Raw genomic sequence first — 23,504 nt, forward strand, 5'->3', positions numbered from 1 at the left:
GCAACAAGGGGTCTTCACCCGATGTCCGACGACCTGACCCGCCGCGTGATCGACCTGGAAACCCGCCTTGCCCATCACGAACGCATGGCCGAGGAAATGTCCCAGGTGATCTTCGAGCAGGGCCGCACCATCGACCGTCAGACGGCGCAGATCCGCCGGCTGATCGAACGGCTGCTCTCGGTGGAGTCGGGGGGCCAGCGGTCACCGCAGGACGACAAGCCCCCGCCCCATTATTAAACCTCGGTCAGCCCCCGATACCGCAGCAGCGGCTCGATGGCCGGCTCCCGCCCGCGGAACGCCACGTAGAGGTCCATCGGGTCGCGGGTATCGCCCGCGGCATAGATGGCCTTCAGCCCCGCCGCCAGTGTAGGGTCGAAGGGGTTGCCCGCCTCCTTGAACGCCTCGAACCCGTCGGCGTCCAGCACCTCGGCCCACAGGTAGGCGTAGTAACCGGCGGCATAGCCGCTGCCGGCGAACAGGTGCTGGAAATGGGCCGGGCGGTGGCGGATGATGATCTCCGCCGGCATGCCGATCCGTTCCATCTCCGCTTTCTCGAAAGCATCCACGTCGATGGCGCCGGGGTCGGGGTGGGTGTGGAACGCCATGTCGATCAGGGCGGCGGCGGCGTATTCCACCGTGCCGAACCCCTGGTTGAAGGTGCGCGCTGCCAACAGCTTCTTCAGCAGCGCGTCGGGGATCGGTTCCCCCGTCTCCGCATGGCGGGCGTAGGTGCGGAGCGTCTCCGGCACCGCCATCCAGTGCTCATAGACCTGGGACGGGAATTCCACGAAATCCCGCCGCACCGCCGTGCCCGAATGCGACGGGTAATGCACCTGGCTCAGCAGCCCGTGCAGGGCGTGGCCGAACTCGTGGAACAGGGTTTCCGCCTCGTCGAAGCTCAGCAGGGTGGTGCTGTCCTTGGCGAGGTTGTTGTTGTTGACGATGATCGGCGTGACCGGGCCGTCCAGCGTGTGCTGGTCGCGGTAGCTGCTCATCCACGCCCCCGACCGCTTGCCGGTGCGGGCGTAGTTGTCCTGCAGGAACAGCCCCAGATGCCGCCCGTCCGCCGGGTCCACCATTTCGAACGCGCGGACGTCCCCGTGATAGAGGGGCAGGCCGGTGCGCTCGATGAACTTCACCCCGAACAGCTTTTCCGCGGTGTCGAACGCTGCCCGGATCATGGCGTCGAGGGTGAAGTACGGCTTCACCTCCGCCTCGTCCAGATCATAGCGGGCCTTGCGCACCTTCTCGGCGTAATAGCGCCAGTCCCAGGGCGCGATCGGCTCGTTCAGCCCCTCGGCGGTGGCCTGTTCCTGCAGCGCGGCAGCCTCGGCAGCCGCCTTGCGCTTGGCCGGTTCCCACACCCGTTCCAGCAATGCTGCGACGGCGCCGGTGTCCTTGGCCATGGTGTCGGCCAGCTTGAAATCGGCGTAGGTGGCATAGCCCAGCAGACGGGCCTGTTCGGCGCGCAAGGACAGGATCTCGGTGATGAGCGGGCGGTTGTCGTGCTCACCCGCATTGCCGCCGCGTTCGATCCACGCCTGCCAGGCGGTGCGGCGCAGATCCCGCCGGCTGGAGAAGGTCAGGAACGGTTCCACCGACGACCGCGCCAGCGTCACCACATACTTGCCATCCAGCCCGCGCGCCGCCGCCGCCGTGGCCGCCGCCTTGCGGGCGAAGCCGGGCAGGCCGTCGAGATCGGACTCCGCCAGCACCAGATGCCAGTCGTTCTCGTCGTGCATCACGTTCTGGCCGAACGCGGTGTGCAGCGATGCCAGCCGGGTGGCGATTTCCTCCATCCGCGTCTTGGCCGCCGGCTCCAGCGCCGCCCCGCTGCGGATGAAGCCCAGATGCCAGCGCTCCAGCAGCCGCATCTGGGGGCCGTCCAGCCCCAGCGCGTCCCGCCGCTGGAACAACTCATCGACGCGGGCGAACAGAGCCGGGTCCAGATTGATGGCGGTGTAATGCTGCGCCAGCTTGGGCGCGTAGTCGCGGTTCACCGCGTCCAGCGCGTCGGTGGTGGCACTCCACACCAGATTGTTGAACACCCGGCCCACCCGGTCCAGCAGCCCGCCGCACCGCTCCAGCGCCTCGATGGTGTTGGCGAAGCCGGGCGGCTCGGGGTTGTGGGCGATGGCGTGCACCTCCGACGCGTGCTCGGCCATGGCGCGGTCGAACGCTTCCGGGAAATGGCCGGCGTCGATCGCATCGAACGGCGGCATTCCGAACGGGGTGTTCCAAGGGGTCAGGAGGGGATTGGCGGACATAGCGTATCCCAGCATGGCTAAGACTGGAGGAGTTTTCTTCCTGTTCATGCTAGACACGATCAGTGCGATGCGCAATAAAATTCCAAGAAATGACGATCAAGTAATACGCCTTCGTGCGAATTCTGGTATTTTGATGATCTTATCTTGTGGTACGCTCCATTTCGTTAAAATGGAATTTTCTTGAATACCTACAAAGGAATGCTTTACGCGTTGATGGGGGGCTTCATGCGTAATTTCATCAAAATTTTATTTTTTGCAGCCGCTCTCCTTCCCAATGTTTCGTTTGCGGCGTCGAACGACGTTTTGGGTTTTCTACAAGGGGGATGGTCGGTGAATTGTTCGTCGCCACCTCATTTGTGGCGGATATTTTTAGATGACAAATCCATAGGTCCGGTCCCCGCCTTGGAAAAGGTGGTTCAGACGGAGGTCCAGGGTAAAGAGATATTCATTAAATTTTCTGACGGGTATATGGATCAATTTCAGATTATTGATAATAATTTGTTGAAATATATAGCCCAATACGGACCGTCTGGGAATCTTTATAAGGATTGGTCCAGTTATAGTGATATTTATCTCCATCGGTGTGAGACCAAGCAAGATAATTATGGGTATGTGCCCGCATTTTATCGGGACGGATGGTCCGTTGATTGCTCCCGCCCGCGCTCAAAGTGGAGAGTATATGATAATTCAAATTCCTATGGTCCGGGCAATCAAAGTTATTATGTATCATCGACGTTCGTCAGTGGCCCTGTCCTTAAGATAAATTATGCTGATGGTGATGGAGAGGTTTTTGTTAATATTGATAATAATAAATTACGTTACATTTATGATTTTAATAAATATGGTCGTATAACAAAGAACTATACGAAAGATAATATTGTTCTTAATCGATGCGGTTCTGCGAATACATATAATCCTGGCCTGAGCGTTCAGGTGCCGCAAGCGCCATCTTTTAATATCAGCAATGAGAGAAAGGAAAAAGTCACACGATGCGTTGCTGAAACGCTCTTGGCGGGTGTGGTGAAGGCGGTCATTCCAGCACTTGGGGAAGACCCGAATTTGAGCGCCCTCGTCGATACGGTGGCATCCGGTATCGTAAACAACCAGCAACCAACGGCAAGAAACCTGGCCGAAAATGTTGCACTGTCGCACACAGAGCATTATTTCGCCGAGAAGGGAAGCACGGTGGGAGTGTTGGCTACGAAAGCCGCGGGTTTTGCGAATTGCGCGCTGAATTAAAGCAGATCGCGTAAAAGCGCCATCGCTTTGAAGGGTGAATCCGCTCGAGAACCAAGGGCATGGTGTGCCGCCGACGTGATGGGTGTTTCAACGCCGACGGCAGGAAGTGGGAACGGCGCGCAGGGGTATCAGGGGGTGGCGGTTTTCAGCGCCTTCAACACCGCTTCCACATGCCCGGTGACCTTCACCTTGCGCCACACCTGCTTCACGACGCCCTCGGGGTCGATAAGGAAGGTGGCGCGGTCCAGGCCCATGTACTTGCGCCCGTACATGCTCTTCTCCACCCACACGCCATAGGCTTCGGCCACGCCGGCGTCCTTGTCGGAGGCCAGCGTGAAGGGAAGCTCGTACTTGGCCTTGAACTTGTCGTGGCTGGCCACGCTGTCCTTGGACACGCCGATCACCACCGCGTCCGCCCCGGTGAAGTCGGGAAGCTGGTCGCGGAAGCCGCAGGCTTCCTTGGTGCAGCCCGAGGTGTCATCCTTGGGGTAGAAGTACAGGATCACCCATGTGCCGCGCAGCGCGGACAGGGTGACGCTGCCGCCCCCGTCCGTCGGCATGGTGAAGTCGGGGGCGGGCATCCCGGCAACGATGGCGGGGGCGGCAGCGGTCGGAGCGGCGGTGTCGGTCATGGCAGGCTGGGTTCCTCGGTCTGGGTGGGCGGCGCGAGGCGGGAGGCCGGTTCCTCGATCAGCGCCTGGAAATGGCGGTACGCCGCGGCGGCGGTCTCACGGATTCTGCCCGCCAGCGTGGGGAAGTCAACCGCATCTGCACCATAGGCCGCCCGCGCCACCCCGGCGGCCAGCGTTTCCGACACCGCACTTTCATCCAGAACCCCCGAGGTGGTCAGGCGCAAAAAGCCCTGAACCCGCCGCCACAGCCGCAGTGCGGTCACCAGATCATCGGCGACAGTCCCGTCCAGCAGCCCCAGGTCCGCCGCCTGCCGGATGCCGCCGGCCATGTTGGGGCTGAGGATGTCCGGGTGGGTGTGGGCGTGGCGAAGCTGGAGATACTGGGACACGAATTCGATGTCGATCAGGCCGCCGCGGGCGTATTTCAGGTTCCACGGGTTGTCGGTGCCGAATTCCTTGTGGATTCGCCGCCGCATGTCGGCCACGTCCCACAGCAGCTTGTCGGGGTCGCGCGGGCGGGTCAGTGCCTCGCGGATGGCGGCATCAACGCGTTGCGTCAGGCCGGGGTCGCCGCCCACCACGCGCGCACGGGTCAGCGCCATCTGCTCCCACGTCCAGGCGTCCTTGTCCTGATACTGGATGAACGAATCGAGGGAGGTGGCCAGCGGCCCGGCGTTGCCCGACGGGCGCAGCCGCATATCGACCTCGTAGAGCCGCCCCTCGCCCATGGGGGCGGTGATGGCGTTGGTCAGCCGCTGGGTCAGGCGGATGTAGTATTCGTTGATGGACAAAGGCTTGGTGCCGTCCGACATGCGGGTGCCGGCGGGCACGTCATAGACCACGATCAGGTCGATGTCCGACGTGATGGTCATCTGCCGGCTGCCCAGCTTGCCCATGGCCACCACCACCCACGCCCCGCCCGGCACCTGCCCGTGACGGCGGGCGAAATCCTCGTGCACCCGCTGGGCAAGGCCGCTGACCACCAGATCGGCGATCGCCGCCAGGAACGGGCCGCAGCCGTCGCCGTCGGTGATGTTGCGCAGGATGTGGACCCCGGCGCGGAACCGCTGGTCGTTGGCCCAGCGGCGCGACAGGGCCAGCGCGTCTTCGAAATCGCGGGCGGGGGCCAGCGCGCGGGCATGCTCGGGCGCCAGCCCTTCGTGATCGGGCAGGGCGTCGAAGAAGCCCGGTGACAGCACCGCTTCCAGCAGCGACGGGTTGCGCGACAGGGTCTCGGCCAGTTCCGGGGCGGTGCCCATGATCTCCGCCACCAGGGCCAGCAGCCCGCTGTTGGCGTAGAACAGCGAGAACAGCCCCACCCCCGCCGGCAGCCGTTCCAGGAAGGCGTCGAACTTCATCAGCGCCGCATCGGGCTGCGGCGTCTTCGCCAGCTCGGCCAGCAGGGTGGGCACCAGTTCGGTCAGCAGCTCGCGCGCGCGCGACGAGCGGGTGGCGCGGTAGCGGCCCCGGTGCCACGCCCCCACCACGCCGATCACCCGGCTGGGGTCGGCATAGCCCATGCCCGACAGGGTTTCCACCGTCCCCGGATCGTCGTCGGTGCCGGTGAACACCAGATTGCCGGGACCGGCCAGACTGGGCGATTCCTCGAACAGATCGGCGTAACGGTCCTCCACCCGGCTCAGATGGGCCAGCAGGTCGGCGCGGAAGGCATCCGCCGTGTCGTAGCCGAGGAAGACCGCCAGATGCTCCACGCCCGTGTCGTCGGCGGGGATCTTGTGGGTCTGCTGGTCGTCGATCATCTGGATGCGGTGCTCCACCTGCCGCAGGAAGCGGTAGGCGGCGTCCATCTCCGGCACCACCTCGTCGGGCACGCGGCCCACCTCGGCCAGCGCGCGGATGGCGGCCAGCGTGGGTCGGGGACGCACCCGCACGTCGCGCCCGCCGAAGATCAACTGCTGGGTCTGGGCGAAGAACTCGATCTCGCGGATGCCGCCGCGGCCCACCTTCACGTCGTGGCCGTTGACGGTGACGGCGCGGTGGCCCTTGTGGGCGTTGATCTGGCGCTTGATGGAATGGATATCCTGGATGGCGGCGAAATCCAGGTTGCGGCGCCACACGAACGGTTCCAGCATGCGGACCAGCCGGGCGCCGGCCTCCATGTCGCCGGCCACCGGGCGGGCCTTGATCATGGCCGCGCGCTCCCAGTTCTGGCCGACGCTGCCGTAATAGATCTCGGCCGCCGACACCGACACCGCCGGTGGGGTGGCGCCGGGGTCGGGACGCAGGCGAAGGTCGGTGCGGAAGACGTAGCCGTCCTTGGTGCGTTCATCCATAATGCGGACAAGATCCCGCGCGATCTTGACGAACGTGCGGGACAGCCGGTCCGGCTGGGGTGTCTGAACGACGGCGTCGTCGTAGAGGACGATCAGGTCGATGTCGCTGGAGTAATTGAGTTCGCGTGCCCCGAGTTTGCCCATGCCCAGAACGATCAGCCCCGACCCGACCCACGGATGGTCCGGGTCGGGCAGGGTCAGCGCGCCCGTGGCGCCTGCGCGGCGCAGCAGATGCGCGCACGCCAGCCGCAGCGCCGTTTCCGCCGTGTCGCAGAGGGCACCCGTGACCTGTTCCAGCGTCCACGCGCCGGTGATGTCGGCCATGGCGATCAGCAGGGCCGCGCGCCGCTTGGCGATGCGCAGCTCGGTCATCAGCCGGTCGATGGACTCCTCCCGCGCCAGCCCGCTTTCCAGCCCGGCCATCAGGGATGCAAAGGCACCGTCATACCCGTCCTGCATCACGGTGCGGACGAACGGCACCTCCCGCCCCATGATCTGCCCCAGAAACGGGCTGTTGCCGCACACGGCGTCGAACAGGGCGCGGGTATCGGGTGTGTCCACGAACGCGGTGGCCCAGGCGTTGAGGTCCGCATCGGCCTTGACCGCCGCCTCCCGCCAGCGTTCGAGCGCGCGTTCGGCCATGGCGGGGTCGAAGGGGCGGGGCAGGGGGTGCGGCGTTGAATTGGGCATGATGCGGCTGCCGATGATGAAAAATGGGGCACAAACCCTGCGCGGCCCGGCGCCCGCCGTCAAGAGGGCGGGGAGTCACGGGGCCTTTGGCGCCGCCCCATGTCTCCCCTCTCTCCCTGGGGGGGAGAGGGGGATTGACGGGGGTGCTTCGTGATTCGGCGCAGCATGACGTGGATGCTGCGGGCGGCGGCGCTGTCGGCGACCCTGGTGGCGGTGGGCACCGGCATGACCCTGTGGCGGCTGGCGCAGGGGCCGGTGGCGCTGGACCCGCTGATACCCTGGGTGGAACAGGCGCTGGGCGATGCCGACCGCCGCATCACCGTCACCATCGGCGGGCTGGTGCTGGGCTGGACCGACACCGACGGTGACGGGCACAGCACGCTGGATCTGCGGGCGCTGCGGGTGGTGGCGGTCAACAGCGACGGCGCGCCGCTGGCCACCGTGCCCGAACTGGGGGTGAGTTTTTCGGTGGCCGAGGCGGTGATGGGCCGGCTGGCGCCCACCCGCTTCACCGCCATCCGCCCGCAGGTGACGGTGGTGCGCCACGCCGACGGCAGCATCGGATTCGACCTGCGCGGCGGGGAGGAGGGCGAAACCGCCCCCGCCCCCGAGGCCGGCAGTCCCCTGGCCGAAGATGCCCTGGCCGCCCTGTCGGCCCCGCCCAACGCCGGCCACCCGCTGGGGCTGCTGCGGCGGCTGGAGATGGTGGGCGGCGGCCTGACCGTGCGCAACGAACAGCACGGCGGCGAATGGCGCGCCTTTCCCGCCGACATCGTGCTGGAACGGGACGGCGAGGGCCTGCATGGGCGCGGGCGGCTGGTGCTGGATCTGGGCGGGACGCCCGCCACCCTGGCCGCCGACCTGTTCTACCGCCGTGCCGACGGCACCACCACCATCGGGTTCCGCGGCGACGGGGTGGAACTGTCGCGGCTGGCCCCCCTGGCCCCGGTGCTGGCGCCGCTGGCCGGCATCGCCGTGCCGGTGGGCGGGCGGGTGGAGGCGGATCTCGACCCCGGCTTCCTGCCCGTGCGGCTGCGCTTCGACATGACCGCCGGGGCCGGCGCGGTGGCTCTGCCGTGGCGGGCCGAGGGGGGAACGCCGCTGGCCCTGCGCAGCGCCGCCGTCCGCGGCAGCATCGCCCCGGCGGGCAAGGAACTGACCGTCGAGCGCGCGGTGGCGGAAATGGCCGACGGCACCCGGCTGTCGCTGTCGGGCCGGCTGGCCGGCGCGGACGGCGCCCTGACCGGCAACGCCATCGCCGACGTGACCGTGGGCGGGGACACGGCGACGCTGCATCTGGCCGCCGATCCGGTGCCGGAGGGGGCGCGGGTCACGCTCGGCCTGACCAACGTCAATCCCGCGCGGCTGGCCCTCCTCGATCCGCTGCTGGCGCCGCTGGCGGCGGCGGCGCTGCCGGTGGGGGGGCAGGTGCGCGCCACCCTCGGCCCCGATCACCAGCCGCGCGACGTGTCGGTGGACCTGACCGCCGGGCCGGGGCAGGTGACGCTGCCCGACCGTTTCGACGCGCCGCTGGACATCGCCCACGCCGCCATCCGCGGCGAGGGTGCCGTGGACGGCACCCGCGGCAGCCTGGATGCGCTGACCATCGCGTTCGGCACCGCCCGGCATCCGGGGCCGGAAATCCGCGCGGCGGCGGCGCTGGCGCCCACGGCGGCGGGGACCGGGCGGCTGGTGGCCACCGCCACGGCGCTGGGGCTGCCCATGGCCGACCTGCACCGCTATTGGCCCAAGGGCCTGTCCCACAACGCCCGTGACTGGGTGACCGCCAACATCACCGCCGGCCAGGCGGACGAGGCGGTGGTGGCCGCTGCCCTGGACCTGCCGGGCGGCGGGCTGGCGGCCGGCGGGCCGGTGGCGGTGGACACGCTGGAGGGCACCATCCGCGCCCACGGCGCCGACGTGGCCTATTTCCGTCCGCTGCCCCCGGTGACGGGGGTGGAGGAGGTGGACATCCGGTTCGACCGGAAGCGGTTCGCCATCCGCACCCGCGGCGGTGCCGTCGATGACGTCAAGATGGGCGAGACGGATATCCTTCTCGACGACCTCGACACCGACAACGAAAAGATCGCCATCCGCGTGCCGCTGTCCGGGCCGGTGCGCTCGATCCTGACCGTTCTCGACAGCCCGCCGCTGGGCTACCCGAAGAAGCTGGATCTGGATCCCGCCGGAACGGCGGGCACCGCCGACGGGGTGCTGGACATCTCCTTTCCGCTGCTGTCGGACCTGCCCATCGACCTGATCCAGGTGAAGGCCACGGCATCCATGAAGGATGCGGCGGTGAAGAAGGTGGCCGCCGGCATGGACGCCACCGCCGGCACGCTGGCACTGGATCTCGACACCCACGGCATGGGGCTGAAGGGCACGGTCAGGCTGGACGGCATCCCGTCCACCGTCGAATGGCGCGAATCCTTCGAGGACAAGCCCAAGGGGCCGCGCACGCGGGTGGCGGTGAAGGCCAAGGCCGATGCGTCGGCCCTGTCGCACAAGCTGTTCGACCCGGCCCCCTATGCCACCGGGCCGCTGGGGGCCGATCTGGTGTTCACCATCGACGCCCAGCGCCGGTTCGCCATGACGGTGGCGCTGGACCTGACCCCCACCACCCTGACCATCGAGGAGCTGGGGTGGGGCAAGCCCGCCGGGGCCGCCGCGTCGGCCCGGTTCAAGGTGGATTTCACCAAGGACCACGTGTCCCGCCTGTCCGGCCTGACCGCCGAGGGGGTGGGGCTGAAGGCCGCCGGCACGGTGGAATTCACCCCCGGCACCTCGGCCCTGTCGCGGGTGGTGCTGTCCGACGTGATGCTGGGGCGCAGCCACATGCGCGGCACGGTGTCGGTGCGCGGCGACGGCTATGTCTTCGACATGACCGGGCCGGTGCTGGACGCCGGCCCGGCGCTGAAGGAAAGCGAGGACGTTTCCGACGCCGATGCCCCCGCGGCATCCCCGCCCCGCCGCCGCCCGGTGGAGATCAAGGGGAGGTTCGACCGGGTGCTGTTCGGCGACTGGCGCCAGCTCACCAACCTGACCGCCAACGCGCGCAACGACGGCAACGCCTGGACCCTGCTGGACATCAAGGCCGATGCGGGGGGGAACGACGGCAAGCTGTCGGTGCAGTACGGTCCCGCCAAGGGACGTTACGCCCTGCGCATCGAGGCGGGCGACATGGGCCGGGCGCTGCACATGACCGATCTGAACGACCGGGTGCGCGGCGGGCGGCTGCTGGTCACCGGCACGACGGAAGCGGCGGCGGCGGATTCCGCCCTGGCCGGTCACGTCGTCATCACCGATTACCGGCTGGTGGATACGCCCGTGCTGGCCGGGATCCTCAACGCCATGTCGCTGGGCGGGCTGGTGGACCTGCTGAAGGGCGACGGGATCTCGTTCGGCAAGCTGGAAGGGGATTTCCGCAAGCTGGGCCGCGTGGTGACGGTCAGGAACGTCCGCACCTCGGGCAGCGCGCTGGGCCTGACGCTGGATGGGCAGGTGGATGTGAAGACCAACGTCGCCAGCCTGCAGGGGACGATCGTTCCCATCTACGGCCTGAACCGGCTGATCGGCCAGATCCCCATTCTGGGTGATCTGCTGAGCGGCGGGGAGGGGCAGGGGATCTTTTCCGCCACCTGGCACGTCATGGGGCCGCTGGGCGATCCCAAGATCACGGTGAACCCGCTGGCGGTGCTGGCGCCGGGCTTCCTGCGCAACCTGTTCTTCCTGGGCGGCGACGAGGGCAGCGGGAGCGGCGGCGGGGATGCCGGCGTCCCCGCCCGGCCCCAGACGCCGCCCGGCTGGGACCATTCCCGCTGACCTCCGGCTACTTACGTAGTCCCTCTTGTGCGGCCGGCGCGCGCCCCCATATGGGCGGGCACCAACAATGAAGGAGGCTGCACCATGGGTCTGTTCGGCATGTTCAAGGGGAACGCCCCGCTGGAAATCACCCCCCGCCGGGCGCTGGGCATCTCGCTGCTCTACTGCATGGCATCGGACGGGGAGATCGACCCCGAAGAGGTCGGGCACCTGCTGTCCGTCCTGGGCCGCAACGCCACGCGGGAGGAGTTGGACCGCTGTGTGAAGTACATCCGCAGCGTGCCCCCCGACACCTTCCTGGCCGAGGCGGCGCCCAAGCTGGACGAGGCGCAGCGCCTGTGCATCCTGCTGAACATGATCGACAGCGCCATGGCCGACGGCGAGGCCGAACAGGGCGAGCGTGACCTGATCGTGAAGTTCCAGGCCGCGTTCGGCTTCACCGACGCCACCCTGGAGCCGCACTTCCGCACGCTGCTGGCGAAGAACGAGCGCTCGGTCCTGGGCGCGTAAGGAAAAAGGGCCGCCCGCGCCATGCCGGGCGGCCCTTTCGTTTTCTCCCCCTCAGCCGGCGGCCTTGCGCAGTTCGGCGATCACGCCGGTCACCTCGCGCATCAGGTCCGCCGAGTTGCCGTCCACCGTGTGGCTGACCCCGGCGATGCCGGCGGCGGCGGATGCGGTGCCGCCCACGTCGGCGCTGACGGCTTCGATGTCGCGCTCAACCCCCGACACCGCGGTGGCGGCGCGGGTGATGCCGGTGCTGACGTCGGCCAGGGCGGCGTTCTGCTGCTCCACCGCGGCGGCCACCTGGGTGGATGTCTCGTCCACGGCGTCGATGGTGCCCGACATGCTGCCGATCGCGGTCACCACGTCGGCGGTTTCCCGCTGCACCGTGTCCAGGATGTGGGCGATATCCTCGGTCGCCTTGGCGGTCTGGGCCGCCAGATTTTTCACCTCGCCCGCCACGACGGCGAATCCCTTGCCGGCCTCGCCCGCGCGGGCGGCCTCGATGGTGGCGTTCAGCGCCAGCAGGTTGGTCTGCGCCGCGATGGCCTCGATCAGGCCCACGGCGTCGGCCACGCGGGCGGCGGCGTCGGACAATTGGCGCACGGACTGGGTGGCATGGGCGGCCTGGGCCTTGGCCGCCCCGGCGATGCGCGCGGCCCCCGTCACCTGCCGTCCGATTTCCCGCGAGGAGGCGGAGATCTCTTCCGCCGCCGCGGCCATGGATTCCACGATCGCCATCGCCTCCGCCCCCGCACGGGCCACGTCGGCGCTCTTGCGGGTGGCGCTGTCGGCCTTGCCGGTCAGGGCGTCGGCGGAATCCCGCAGCGTGCCGGCCTGGGCCGACAGGGAGGTGGCGATGCGGCTGACGCGGGCCTCCAGGCTGTCGGCCAGACCCGCCAGCATGCCGCATTCGCGGCGGCGGGCCTCGGCGTCGGCGCGTTCCTGGTCCTGCTTCAGCGCCCGGTTCTCCTGTCCGCGGCGGCGGAACACCTCCACCGCGCGGGCCATGTGGCCGATCTCGTCCCGGCGGGCGGTCATGGGGCAGGGCTGCTCCAGGTCGCCGTCGGCGATGCGCTGCATGCGCCGGCTCAGCGTGTCCAGCGGCACCCGCACCGACCGGGCCAGGAAGAACGACAGCACCGCCATCACCAGCCCCACGCCCAGCGCAAAGGCGCCGGCCCGCCGGATCTCGGTCCAGAAGGCGGCGTCCACATTGTCGATGTAGACGCCGGTGCCGAACAGCCAGCCCCACTCCTGCGACACGCGGGCATAGCCCAGCTTGGGCACCGGCTCGTCGTGACCCGCCTTGGGCCAGTCGAAATCGACGAAGCGCCCGCCCTTGCGGTCCGGCCCGAACAGGAGCTGGATCACCGGACGGCCCTTGGGATCCTTGAAATCCCGCAGGTTCTTGCCCACCAGCTCGGGCTTGGCGCCGTGGGCCACCACGGTGCCCTCCATGTCGTAGACATAGAAGTATTCGGTGCCGTCGAAACGGATGGCGGTCAGGGACCGGCGGGCGATGCGCTGGGCCTCGCCGCGGGTGATCTCGCCCTTGGCGGCGGCGGTTTCCAGATCGGCGATCATGGCCGCGGCGCTGTCCACCACCGCCGTCAGCTTCTGGCGGTTGGCCTCCATGATCTGGCCGCGGGTGGAGAGGGCGGAAAACGCCGCCATGGCACCCACGCACAGGAACACGACCAGAGGAAACAGGGCGAATTTCGCGCGGACGGACAGTCTCAAGGCTGACATCGGCAGCCTCCCTATCATGCAGGCTACATCTTATGGCCTATGCGACCCTAGCATGATGGGAGACTGTTGAGGGACGAAATATCCCGATCCGTTCAGGGTTTTTTGCCGCAGCAGCACCCCTTCCCTTGGGGGACAAGGGGTGCTGCCGCCACGGATTGCCGGTCACACGGCCTTGACCAGCGCGTGCTTCTTCTTGCCGAACGACAGCTTGATCACCCCATCGGCCGACAGGTCGGCGGCGGTGGCGCGGGCGGCCTCGTCGGTGATGGCGCCGTCGTTGAGCTTCAGCGCCGCTTCCTTGATCTTGCGGCGGCTTTCGCCCTTCGATGCGGTCAGGCCGGCGGTGACGAACAGGTCGGCCAGCGCGATGCCGGCCTCCAGCGCGGCGCGGGGCACCTCGATGGTGGGCAGCCCCTCGGCGGTGGCGCCCTGTTCGAAGGTGCGCCGGGCGGTCTCGGCGGCCTCATGGGCGGCGCCGTCGCCGTGGCACAGCGCGGTGATGGCGGTGGCGAGAACCTTCTTGGCCTCGTTGATCTCGGCGCCTTGCAGCGCTTCCAGCCGGGCCACCTCGTCCAGCGGCAGTTCGGTGTAGAGGCGCAGGAAGCGGCCCACGTCCGCGTCCTCGGTGTTGCGCCAGTACTGCCAGAACTCGTACGCGCCGAGCCGGTCGTCGTTCAGCCACACCGCACCCGAGGCGGTCTTGCCCATCTTCGCCCCCGACGCCGTGGTCAGCAGGGGAGAGGTCAGGCCGTAGACCTCGCGCTGGTCGGTGCGGCGGGTCAGTTCGACGCCGTTGACGATGTTGCCCCACTGGTCCGACCCGCCCATCTGCAGCAGGCAGTTCTGCCGCCGCGACAGCTCCATGAAGTCGTAGGCCTGGAGGATCATGTAGTTGAATTCCAGGAACGTCAGCGGCTGTTCGCGGTCCAGACGGATCTTGACCGAGTCGAAGCTCATCATCCGGTTGATGGTGAAGTGGCGGCCCACGTCGCGCAAAAACGGGATGTACTGCAACCCGTCCAGCCAATCGGCGTTGTTCACCATGATGGCGTCGGTGGGGCCGTCGCCGAAGGTCAGGTACTTGCTGAACACGCGCTTGATGCCGGCCATGTTGCGGCCGATCTGGGCGTCGTCCAGCAGCGGACGGCTTTCGTCGCGGAAGCTGGGGTCGCCGATGCGGGTGGTGCCGCCGCCCATCAGGACGATGGGGCGGTGCCCGGTTTTTTGCAGCCAGCGCAGCATCATGATCTGGATCAGGCCGCCGGCGTGCAGGCTGTCGGCGGTGCAGTCGAAACCGATGTACGCCGAAACCGGCCCCTGGGCCAGACGGGTATCCAGCCCTTCCAGATCGGTGCACTGGTGGATGAAGCCGCGCTCGGTCAGCGTGCGCAGGAAATCCGATTTCAGGGTGGTCATGGCTTGTGTCCGCCTTACTCCGCAATGAGGCTGCTGCTGTTAGCACGTTACGCCGTAGCGGACAATCGGGGGGCGTGCCGTTATCCTCGCACCCGCACACGATATGAGACGGCGAGAAAGGAAGAGGCACATGCAGACGGTCATCGGCCTGATGAGCGGTACATCCATGGACGGTATCGATGCGGCTCTTCTGCGCACCGACGGGCGCAACCGGGTGGAACCGGGGGCGTTCCTGACCATTCCCTACGACGACGGGTTCCGCGCCCGCCTGCGGTCGTGCCTGGGCGGGGTGGGGGATGTGCCGGACGTGGAGCGCGCCCTGACCGATCTGCATGCCCAGGCCGTGGCCCGGCTGCTGGCGCTGGCGGGGCTGGAGCCGGGGGCGGTGGACCTCATCGGCTTTCACGGCCACACCATCCTGCACGCTCCCGACGACCGCCGCACCTGGCAGATCGGCGACGGGGCGCGTCTGGCCCGGCTGACCGGCATTCCCGTGGTTCATGATTTCCGTTCCGCCGACGTGGGCGCGGGGGGGCAGGGGGCGCCGCTGGTCCCCCTCTATCACCGTGCGCTGGTACAGGCGGCGGGGCTGGACACGCCGGTGGCGGTGCTGAACATCGGCGGCGTCGCCAACGTCACCTGGGTCGGGCCGGGCACGGGAGAGGAGGCCGCGGTGGTGGCCTGCGACACCGGCCCCGGCAACGCCCTGATCGACGATTGGGTGCTGGCCCGCACCGGCCAGCGGTTCGACCGCGATGGCACCCTGGCCCGCACGGGGGCGGTGCACGCGGTGGAGCTGACCGCGCTGCTGGATCATCCCTATTTCAGCCGCCCGGCGCCCAAGGCGCTGGACCGCGACGCCTTCGACCCCGCCCCGGTGGCCGGGATGTCCGATGCCGACGGGGCGGCGACGCTGACCGCCTTCACCGCCTTTGCCGTGGAACAGGTGATCCCCCACCTGCCGGCCCAGCCCGGCCGCTGGATCGTCACCGGCGGCGGGCGGCTGAACACCACGCTGATGGCGATGCTGGGCGACCGGCTGCGCGCGCCCGTGGTGCCCACCGAGGAGGTGGGGTGGAACGGCGACGCGATGGAGGCGCAGGCCTTTGCCTATCTGGCGGTGCGCAGCCGGCTCGGCCTGCCTTTGAGCCTGCCCGGAACCACGGGCGTGCCGGAGCCGCTGACCGGGGGACGGTACAGCACACCCGCCTGATTTTCAGCGGCTCAACGGATGATAATATTAATTCTCGGACAAGTAATATAATTATATTAAAGATTTGGCTTGCAATTTGGAATCAAGAAACCGACTCTCTCCCTGGGGCAACTCCTAAGAGGTGGAGTCAGGGATGCATAATCATACGAATGGATGCTGCGACGCCGCGTCTCATGTCTTGACCGGGCTGCGGGGGCCGCTGGGGCGGCGCCGTTTCCTGACGCTGGCGGCTCTGGGCGGCGGTGCGGCGCTGCTCAGCGCCACGCCGTTGCGTCACGCGGCGGCCGCCGGCAACGTGGAAGCGATGGTGCTGTCGTGCATGGATTACCGCTTGGTGGACGATACCGCCCGCTACATGGACCAGCGGGGCATGACCAACAACTATGACCACGTGATCCTGGCCGGGGCCAGCCTGGGGGCGACGACCGACAAGGCGCCGGCGTGGCAGGCGGCGTTCTGGGATCACGTGGACGTGGCGAAGAAGCTGCACCACATCCAGAAGGTGATCATCATCGACCACCGCGACTGCGGCGCCTACCGCGTGTTCCTGGGCCTGGACCTGAAGGACGATCCCGTCCGCGAGAAGGAGGTCCACACCGCACAGCTTCAGAAGCTGGCGGCCCTGGTGAAGGAAAAGCACCCGGATCTGGGGGTGGAAACCCTGCTGATGGCTCTGGACGGTTCGGTCGAGGCGTGCGCGTAAGCGTGCCGTCACGCTTCAGGACTGTGGGCACCGCCGCCCCATCCCCGGCCGGGGATGGGGCGGCTGCCGTTCCGGCAGGCGGTCAGCTTGCCAGCCGCCACGTCCCGTCCGCCTGCTGGCAGGCGGTGCCGGTGGCGGCTTCCGCCTTGCCGCCCACGTAAACGGTGTGGCGGTATTCGCGGCAGGTCTGGCCGCCGGCCCCCTGATAGGTGTTGGTGGGCTGGATGGTGCCGCGGTTGCCCGATTGCGGGTTGTTCCAGGTGATGGTCTGGTTGCGGGACAGGGCCTGTTCCTCCGCCGTCGCGGCGCGGTTCTGGTCGTCGCCGGACAGGGATTGGGCGATGGCCCGCCCGGCCAGCGCGCCCAGCACGGTGCCGATGCCGATGGTCGCCACCTTGCCGGCCCCGCCGCCGAAGCGCGACCCGATCAAGGCACCGCCCAGCGCGCCGCCGATGGTGCCCACGGTTTCCGATGTGGTCCATTGCCCGCTGCCGCCGCTTCCGCCGCTCTGGCAGGCGCCGAGCGCCAGGGCCGCCGCCACGCAGACGGCCATGGCCCGTGCCCGTGTGTGCAATCTGGTCATGTGTCGTTTCCTCGGCTGAGAACGGTTTCGGAAATAACCCGTTGGAGCCGCCAAGGTTCCGCTGAGAGGTACGAAAAAAGAAAAAGGGAATGATGGCGGCCCCCGTGCTGTTGACGGAAAGGAGATCCCTTCAACAGCTTATGGGAGGTTCGACATGTCCCGTGTGCGTCTTCTGGCGGCGGTGTCCGCCCTGCTGATGATGACCGCGTGCTCCACCGGCGGTGTGGTCGGCGGTGCCGCCGGTGCCGCGGGCGGCTATGCCGTGGACGGCAAGCGCGGGGCGGTGATCGGCGGGCTGGGCGGCGCGGCGCTGGGCACGCTGATCGACCGCTGACCCTTCGCCGTCTTCGCCGGCTGACCCTTCGCCGTCTCCGCCGTTCCTTCAGGCCCGCGTGTTGCCGAACACGGTCAGGGCGTCGTGCAGGTCGGGCAGCACCCGTTCGACCGCCGCCTCGCCTTCGCGGATGCAATCGTCGGCACGGTCGAATTCGACCAGCCCGATGTGCCCCAGCCGCGGGGTGATGTGGACGTCCGGCGGCTCGCCCGCCAGACGGGAGCGGGTGATGCGGTCGGTGATGATGCCCAGCGACGACACCATCACCCCGAACACGCTGGGGCCGTCGTACTCGCGGCGGAACAGCCGGCGGGTCAGGGCGCCGATGCCCGATGGCTTGGGCGCGGCCTCCTCCGGGATTCCCTCCTCGATCAGCTTCAGCAGGTCGAAACCGGCGGCGGTGGGCACGGCGGCACCGGGACGGCGGGCCTTGCCCAGGATGTCGGCGGACAGGTTGACGGCAATCACCATCTGCGCCCCCAGCGCCCGGCAGCACGACACCGGCACCGGGTTGACCAAAGCCCCGTCCACCAGCCACCGCCCGTCCACCTGCATGGGCGGGAACACGCCGGGCAGGGAGAACGAGGCGCGGGTGGCGTCCACCAGCGGCCCCTTTTGCAGCCACACCTCGTGCCCCGTCACCAGATCGGTGGCGGTGGCGAGGAAGGGGCGGGGCAGATCCTCGATCCGCACGTCGCCCAGATGCTGGTGCATCTCGTTCACCAGCCGGCTGCCGCCGATCAGTCCGCCGCCGGCCCGGATGCGCAGGTCGAGATAGCTGACGATCTTCATGCGGGTCAGCGACCGCGCCCACTCTTCCAGCGAGTCCAGCTTGCCGGCCAGATAGACGCCGCCGGCCAGCGCCCCCACCGACGAGCCGCACACCACGTCGGCCTCGATCCCGTATTTGGACAGGGCGCGCAGCACCCCGATGTGCGCCCAGCCGCGGGCCACGCCCCCGCCCAGCGCCAGACCGATGCGCGGGCGGCGGTGGCCGGTGACCGGGACACCCGCCGCCCCGCCGTCCATGGACATGAAGCTCGCCATCCGTTTCCCCCTTGGCGGCCGTTTTCCCCATCATCATAAAGTGCGCCGCTCAAGAAGCGGTTAAAGGGCGCCGGTGGACAAGCGGTGTGTCCCTCGGCTAAGGCTGTCGGGCTGAAAAGGGAGCCTTGCGCCATGACCGACCGCCCCGCCGACACGAAACGCCGCCTGGATGCCGACAGCGAACGGCTGCTGATGCGGATGGTGTGCGAATGGGTGTGGCCGCACCGGGGCAAGCTGGTGCTGGCGCTGGTTCTGATGGGGCTGGTATCGGCCACCACCGGCATGTACCCGCTGCTGATCGACAAATCGTATGAGATGTTCTCGACCCAGGACCGCGGCATGGTGGTTCTGGTGCCGCTGGCCATCATCGCCGTGACCATCGCCAAGGGGGCCGCACTCTATGCCCAGACGGTGGTGACCACCGGCATCGTGCAGCGGATCATCGCCGACGTGCGGCTGCGCATGTTCACCCACCTGCTGTCTGCCGACATGGCCCAGTTGCTGGCGGCACCCACGGGCACGCTGACGTCGCGCTTCATCAACGACGTGGAGTTCATCCGCAACACCCTGTTCCGCATCCTGACCGGGCTGGTGCGCGACATCCTGACGGTGGTGGCGCTGGTCGGGGCCATGTTCTACCTGGACTGGATGCTGTCGCTGATCTTCTTCGTGGTCTATCCGCTGGCGGCCATCCCCATCGTGCGCATCGGGCGGGCGCTGCGCCGCAATTCCCGCAAGACGCAAGAGCAGATGGGCGACATGACCTCCCTGCTGGGCGAAAGTCTGGCCGGCGCGCGCATGGTCAAGACCTATGGGTTGGAGGATTATGAACGCCGCCGGGCCGGTGACGCCTTCGAACAGAACTACGACCTGACCATGAAGGCCACGCGCCAGCGCTCCCGCATCGATCCGCTGATGGAGGCGCTGGGCGGGCTGGCCATCGCCGGTGTCATCGCCTTTTCCGGCTGGCGCATGGTCAACGGCCAGGGGTCGGTGGGCGAATTCTCCGGCTTCATCGGCGCGCTGCTGATCGCCGCCCAGCCGGTGCGGGCCATCGGCACCCTGAACAGCGTGCTGCAGGAGGGCATGGCCGCCGCCCAGCGCATCTTTGAGTTGCTGGACCAGCCCCCCGCCATCACCGACCGTGCGGACGCCCGGCCGCTGGCGCGCGGCCCCGGTGCCGTGCGGCTGGAGGACGTCACCTTCGCCTATGAACCCGGTGCCACCACGCTGAACGGCGTGACGCTGGACGTGCCGCCGGGCCAGACCGTGGCGCTGGTGGGGCGCAGCGGGGCCGGCAAATCCACGGTGTTCAACCTGATCCCGCGCCTGTACGACGTGGACGGCGGGCGGGTGCTGATCGACGGGCAGGATGTGCGCGGCGTGACGCTCGCCAGCCTGCGCGCCTCCATCGCCCTGGTCAGCCAGGACGCGGTGCTGTTCAACGACACGGTGCGGGCCAACATCGCCTTCGGTCGTCTGGACGCCGACGATGCGGCCGTCCGGGCGGCGGCGGACGCGGCGGCGGCCCACGATTTCATCATGCGCCTGCCCGACGGGTACGACACCGTGATCGGCGACCGGGGCGTGAAGCTGTCGGGGGGCGAGCGGCAGCGGCTGGCGCTGGCCCGCGCCTTCCTGAAGGACGCCCCCATCCTGCTGCTGGACGAGGCGACCAGCGCGCTCGATTCCGAATCCGAGCGGCTGGTGCAGGCGGCGCTGGAGCGGCTGACCGTCGGGCGCACCACGCTGGTGATCGCCCACCGGCTGGCCACCGTGCGCAACGCCGACCGCATCGTGGTGATGGAGGCGGGCCGCATCGTGGAGCAGGGCACCCACGACGCCCTGCTGGCCCAGGACGGCGCCTATGCCCGCCTGTGCCGGCTTCAGTTCGGGGAAGAGGCGGAGGGGGCCGGGGTCATTCCCGGCTGAGGATGCGGTCCACCACCGTGTTGGCCCATTCCTTGGACCGGAAGCTTTCCTTGGCCGCCACGGGATCGTACACTTGGTCCACCCAGTCGAAGAACGGGGTGGGCTGGCGCTCGTTGTACAGCCGGTACAGATCGAAAAAGTAATCGAGGATGCCGGTCTTGGCCTGTTTGATGTGGCCGTATTTCCAGTGAAGCTGCCGGGCCGCCTCTTCCACCGGGCGGCCCTCGTGGATCAGCAGGTAGAGGCCGGCCATCAGCCCGGCACGGTCCGCCCCCGACTTGCAATGGAGCAGGGCCGGGTATTCGATGGCGGCGAAGATCTCCCGCGCCCGGTGCAGGGTTTCCTTCTTGGGCATGTCGCGGGAATTGACCGGAAAATTGACCAGAGCCACGCCATGGCGCCGGCACGCCTCGTCCTCCAGATAGAAGGACGCGCAATCGCGGCTGCCGCGCAGGTTGATGATGGTCCTGATCCCCATATCCGCCGCCGTCTTCACATGGGACGGCGACGGCTGGCTCGACCGGTACATGCCGGGTGCGATCCGGTGGCGGTTGGCATAGGCCAGCCGGAAGACCGCATGGTCGATGAACAGGCTTTCGACATGGCCCAGCGCACGCTGGAACGGGCCCCCCATGGTGCCGCGGTGCCGTTTGATCCCTTCCGACATCCAGGTGGTGATACGGCGCAGGAACCAGCGTTTGGACAAGGGGCACCTCGAAAGGGAAAAGGCCGGAGCGGAATGGCGCAATTGCGCAACGCAGCAGGCACACCATAGATCCCGGCTCACGAAGGTCAAGGCTCTGGGCACCGGAGGCCACCGCGGCGGGGGGGTACGGCATGCTGCACGATCGAATACATATGCAATTTTATGAAACGTCCAGGCAACCTATTGACTCCTGCAAAGTGCGTAGGTACACCTGTTGAACAAGAAAGAGACGAATTCAGTGCTTCGAGAAGTGAACTCAGCGGTTTTTGATAATCTCCTATGAGTTTCTTTATTAGTCTCAAAGACTTTTGAGCACGTACAAATTTCTTTTGCATATGCGTTGGTGGGCCGTGGCGCTGCGCCTTTTAGTAGAGGGCGCAGACGCCCTTTTTTGCTTTCTGCAAATGAGAACCAGTACAGCCCGCCGCCGGTCTGGGGTATAAGCCCGCGATGGTGGGATGATAAGGGGGCGGTTCTCATGGGCACCAAGGCTGGGGTGTTGCTGGCGTTCATCACGGTGATGGCGCTGATGGGGTTCGTGCTGATGACCGCCAGCGATGACAAGGCGCTGGCCCCGGATCCATCAAATCAACCTCTGGTGGCGTTGGGCCGCATAGTTTATGCCAGCCAGTGCGCCCGCTGCCACGGCGCCAACCTGGAGGGGGAGGCCGATTGGCAGGCCCGCCGCCCCGACGGCACGCTGCCGGCCCCGCCTCATGATGCCAGCGGCCACACGTGGCACCACCCTGATTCGCTGCTGCTGGCGATCACCCGCGACGGGGCGGCGGCCCATGCTCCGCCGGGGGTGAAGACCGCCATGCCGGGCTTTGCCGGCACGCTGAACGAGCGGGAAATCGCTGCCGTCATCGCCTTCATCAAGAGCACATGGCCCGCCGAGATCCGCGCCCGGCAGGCGCGGACCACGGCGCAGGCGGCGCGGACGCCGTAACGAACCTATTCCGCCGGCTGAGCCGCGTGCTGTTCGCGCAGGGAGTCCAGGACGCACGGGGTGACGTAGCGCCCCACCACCTGCTCCCACCCCACATGACCGACCAGCCCGCGGACGAAGCTGGACGACACCTCGCGCAGTTCCCGCGGGGGCATCAGCACCACGGTCAGGATCTCCGGCGCCAGATCCTCGTTGACGTGGCGCATGGTCAGCTCATAGCTGAAATCGGTCTCGTCGCGGATGCCGCGCAGCAGCACGTCGGCCCCGTGGCGGCGGGCGAAATCCACCAGGAACAGCCGCTCGAAGCTCTGCACCTCGATGTTGCCGGACAGGCCCGCTTCCCCGATGCTGCGGGCGGTCAGGTCCAGGCGGGTGGCGATGTCGATGGTCGGGCGCTTGCTGGGGTTGACGCCGATGGCCACGATCAGCCGGTCGAACAGCCGTGCCCCCTGCTGGATCATCCACAGATGGCCGCGGGTGATGGGGTCCAGGCTGGCGGCATAGACGGCGGTCGGCATCGGGCGTCTCCGTTGTGCGGGTGGCGGACCCTACCGCAACCGCCGCGGCGGGGACCACAGCGGAAATGTGAAGTCCCTGTTACCAGTCGTCGCGGCCTATGCCCCGTCCCGCGTGGGGCTACGCCCCGTCACGATGGAAGCTCAGGCCGCCGGGCACCTGATGGGTGGGCATGATCTCCAGCCGGGTGACGTTGACGTGCGGCGGGGCGGTGACGGCATAGGCGATGGCCTCGGCCACGTCCTGGGGCCGGAGTGCGTCGTAGCCGTCGAAGAAGCGCTGGCGCGCCTCCTCCGCATCGCCCAGGGCGTTGGCGAAGATCTCGGTCTCCACCCGGCCCGGAATGATTTCGGTTACGCGGATGCCGGTGCCCGCCACCTCCAGCCGCAACTGGTCGGTCAGGGCCGCCACCGCCGCCTTGGTGGCGGCATAGACCGGCATGCCGCCGAACACGTGGTGGGCGGCAATGGACGAGACGTTGACGATGTGCCCCCGCGACTTGGCCCGCATGATGGGGATGGCGACGCGCAGGATCTCCATCACCGCCGACACGTTGACCGACAGTTGATCGGTGATGTCGCCGGTCATGCACCCGCCCAGGTTGCCCATGCGGGCGATGCCGGCGTTGTTGACCACCACGTCGGGGGCCACGTCCTCCACCAGCGCCGCCATGCGCTCGTGATCGGTGACGTCCAGCGGCAGCACGGCACAGCCGGCGGCGGCCAGATCGGCGAGCGCGTCCGCCCGCCGGGCCACCGCCACCACCGCCAGCCCCTGCTGGGCCAGCGCCAGGGCCGTTGCCTTGCCGATGCCACTCGAAGCACCCGTGACCAGTGCCGTGCTGTAGGACGTGTTCATGTCCGCCTGTCCCCGCAAGAAACCGCGCAAAAGATTGAGAGATATGGTGT

General features: G+C 67.8%; 19 protein-coding genes. 9 read left to right on the plus strand and 10 right to left on the minus strand.

Going from position 1 to position 23,504, the window contains the following annotated elements:
* The first annotated feature begins 21 nt into the window (after positions 1–21).
* The gene (locus tag M2352_RS09245; protein ID WP_264664200.1) at positions 22–237 is read left to right on the plus strand and encodes a SlyX family protein; all 216 of its coding nucleotides are present in this window, start codon (positions 22–24) and stop codon (positions 235–237) included.
* On the opposite strand, the gene M2352_RS09250 is transcribed toward M2352_RS09245, so the two are convergent.
* On the minus strand, positions 234–2,267 hold the full coding sequence (locus M2352_RS09250) for a M3 family metallopeptidase (protein ID WP_264664201.1): 2,034 nt from the start codon (positions 2,265–2,267) through the stop codon (positions 234–236). The genes M2352_RS09245 and M2352_RS09250 overlap by 4 nt on opposite strands.
* A 180-nt stretch (positions 2,268–2,447) precedes the next feature.
* Between M2352_RS09250 and M2352_RS09255 the strand changes: the two genes are divergently transcribed.
* Complete coding sequence (locus M2352_RS09255) at positions 2,448–3,506, plus strand: hypothetical protein (protein WP_264664202.1); 1,059 nt, start codon at positions 2,448–2,450, stop codon at positions 3,504–3,506.
* Between the two features lie 128 nt (positions 3,507–3,634).
* Here M2352_RS09255 and bcp read toward each other — a convergent pair whose 3' ends face one another.
* Positions 3,635–4,138, minus strand: coding sequence for a thioredoxin-dependent thiol peroxidase (gene bcp / locus M2352_RS09260; protein WP_264664203.1), 504 nt, complete (start codon positions 4,136–4,138; stop codon positions 3,635–3,637).
* Positions 4,135–7,122, minus strand: coding sequence for a bifunctional [glutamine synthetase] adenylyltransferase/[glutamine synthetase]-adenylyl-L-tyrosine phosphorylase (locus M2352_RS09265; RefSeq protein ID WP_264664204.1), 2,988 nt, complete (start codon positions 7,120–7,122; stop codon positions 4,135–4,137). Before M2352_RS09265 ends, bcp begins: the two co-directional genes overlap by 4 nt.
* 150 nt (positions 7,123–7,272) lie before the next feature.
* On the opposite strand from M2352_RS09265, the gene M2352_RS09270 reads away from it, so the two are divergent.
* Together M2352_RS09270 and M2352_RS09275 are read left to right on the plus strand one after the other, a co-directional pair.
* Positions 7,273–10,944 (plus strand): DUF3971 domain-containing protein, encoded by a 3,672-nt coding sequence (locus M2352_RS09270; RefSeq protein WP_264664205.1) that lies wholly within the window; start codon positions 7,273–7,275, stop codon positions 10,942–10,944.
* An 84-nt stretch (positions 10,945–11,028) separates the two neighbouring features.
* A complete protein-coding gene (locus tag M2352_RS09275; RefSeq protein WP_264664206.1) occupies positions 11,029–11,454 on the plus strand; it encodes a tellurite resistance TerB family protein in 426 nt (141 codons plus the stop codon).
* 51 nt (positions 11,455–11,505) lie between these two features.
* Here the strand turns inward: M2352_RS09275 and M2352_RS09280 are convergent, their stop codons facing one another.
* Together M2352_RS09280 and tyrS are read right to left on the minus strand one after the other, a co-directional pair.
* Positions 11,506–13,197 (minus strand): cache domain-containing protein, encoded by a 1,692-nt coding sequence (locus M2352_RS09280; protein ID WP_264664207.1) that lies wholly within the window; start codon positions 13,195–13,197, stop codon positions 11,506–11,508.
* A gap of 162 nt (positions 13,198–13,359) precedes the next feature.
* Positions 13,360–14,613 (minus strand): tyrosine--tRNA ligase, encoded by a 1,254-nt coding sequence (tyrS, locus tag M2352_RS09285; protein WP_264664208.1) that lies wholly within the window; start codon positions 14,611–14,613, stop codon positions 13,360–13,362.
* A 130-nt stretch (positions 14,614–14,743) separates the two neighbouring features.
* On the opposite strand from tyrS, the gene M2352_RS09290 reads away from it, so the two are divergent.
* Positions 14,744–15,826, plus strand: a complete 1,083-nt coding sequence (locus M2352_RS09290; RefSeq protein ID WP_264664209.1) for an anhydro-N-acetylmuramic acid kinase — start codon at positions 14,744–14,746, stop codon at positions 15,824–15,826.
* A gap of 133 nt (positions 15,827–15,959) precedes the next feature.
* Positions 15,960–16,529: a carbonic anhydrase gene (locus M2352_RS09295; protein WP_264664210.1), complete on the plus strand. Its 570-nt coding sequence runs from the start codon at positions 15,960–15,962 to the stop codon at positions 16,527–16,529.
* A gap of 82 nt (positions 16,530–16,611) precedes the next feature.
* Here M2352_RS09295 and M2352_RS09300 read toward each other — a convergent pair whose 3' ends face one another.
* Positions 16,612–17,112, minus strand: a complete 501-nt coding sequence (locus tag M2352_RS09300) for an RT0821/Lpp0805 family surface protein (protein WP_264664211.1) — start codon at positions 17,110–17,112, stop codon at positions 16,612–16,614.
* A gap of 154 nt (positions 17,113–17,266) precedes the next feature.
* On the opposite strand from M2352_RS09300, the gene M2352_RS09305 reads away from it, so the two are divergent.
* Positions 17,267–17,446: a hypothetical protein gene (locus M2352_RS09305; RefSeq protein WP_264664212.1), complete on the plus strand. Its 180-nt coding sequence runs from the start codon at positions 17,267–17,269 to the stop codon at positions 17,444–17,446.
* A 48-nt stretch (positions 17,447–17,494) separates the two neighbouring features.
* Here the strand turns inward: M2352_RS09305 and M2352_RS09310 are convergent, their stop codons facing one another.
* Positions 17,495–18,493 (minus strand): patatin-like phospholipase family protein, encoded by a 999-nt coding sequence (locus M2352_RS09310; RefSeq protein WP_264664213.1) that lies wholly within the window; start codon positions 18,491–18,493, stop codon positions 17,495–17,497.
* A gap of 132 nt (positions 18,494–18,625) precedes the next feature.
* On the opposite strand from M2352_RS09310, the gene M2352_RS09315 reads away from it, so the two are divergent.
* Positions 18,626–20,425 (plus strand): ABC transporter ATP-binding protein, encoded by a 1,800-nt coding sequence (locus M2352_RS09315; RefSeq protein WP_264664214.1) that lies wholly within the window; start codon positions 18,626–18,628, stop codon positions 20,423–20,425.
* Here the strand turns inward: M2352_RS09315 and M2352_RS09320 are convergent.
* Positions 20,412–21,131 (minus strand): fused DSP-PTPase phosphatase/NAD kinase-like protein, encoded by a 720-nt coding sequence (locus tag M2352_RS09320; protein ID WP_264664215.1) that lies wholly within the window; start codon positions 21,129–21,131, stop codon positions 20,412–20,414. The genes M2352_RS09315 and M2352_RS09320 overlap by 14 nt on opposite strands.
* Before the next feature lie 478 nt (positions 21,132–21,609).
* On the opposite strand from M2352_RS09320, the gene M2352_RS09325 reads away from it, so the two are divergent.
* A complete protein-coding gene (locus M2352_RS09325) occupies positions 21,610–22,080 on the plus strand; it encodes a c-type cytochrome (RefSeq protein ID WP_264664216.1) in 471 nt (156 codons plus the stop codon).
* Positions 22,081–22,085: 5 nt separating this feature from the next.
* Here M2352_RS09325 and coaD read toward each other — a convergent pair whose 3' ends face one another.
* Together coaD and M2352_RS09335 are read right to left on the minus strand one after the other, a co-directional pair.
* Positions 22,086–22,598 (minus strand): pantetheine-phosphate adenylyltransferase, encoded by a 513-nt coding sequence (gene coaD / locus M2352_RS09330; RefSeq protein ID WP_264664217.1) that lies wholly within the window; start codon positions 22,596–22,598, stop codon positions 22,086–22,088.
* A gap of 118 nt (positions 22,599–22,716) precedes the next feature.
* The gene (locus M2352_RS09335; protein WP_264664218.1) at positions 22,717–23,454 is read right to left on the minus strand and encodes an SDR family oxidoreductase; all 738 of its coding nucleotides are present in this window, start codon (positions 23,452–23,454) and stop codon (positions 22,717–22,719) included.
* Positions 23,455–23,504: the final 50 nt, after the last annotated feature.

The organism is Azospirillum fermentarium, from assembly GCF_025961205.1.
Taxonomy (GTDB): Bacteria; Pseudomonadota; Alphaproteobacteria; order Azospirillales; family Azospirillaceae; genus Azospirillum; species Azospirillum fermentarium.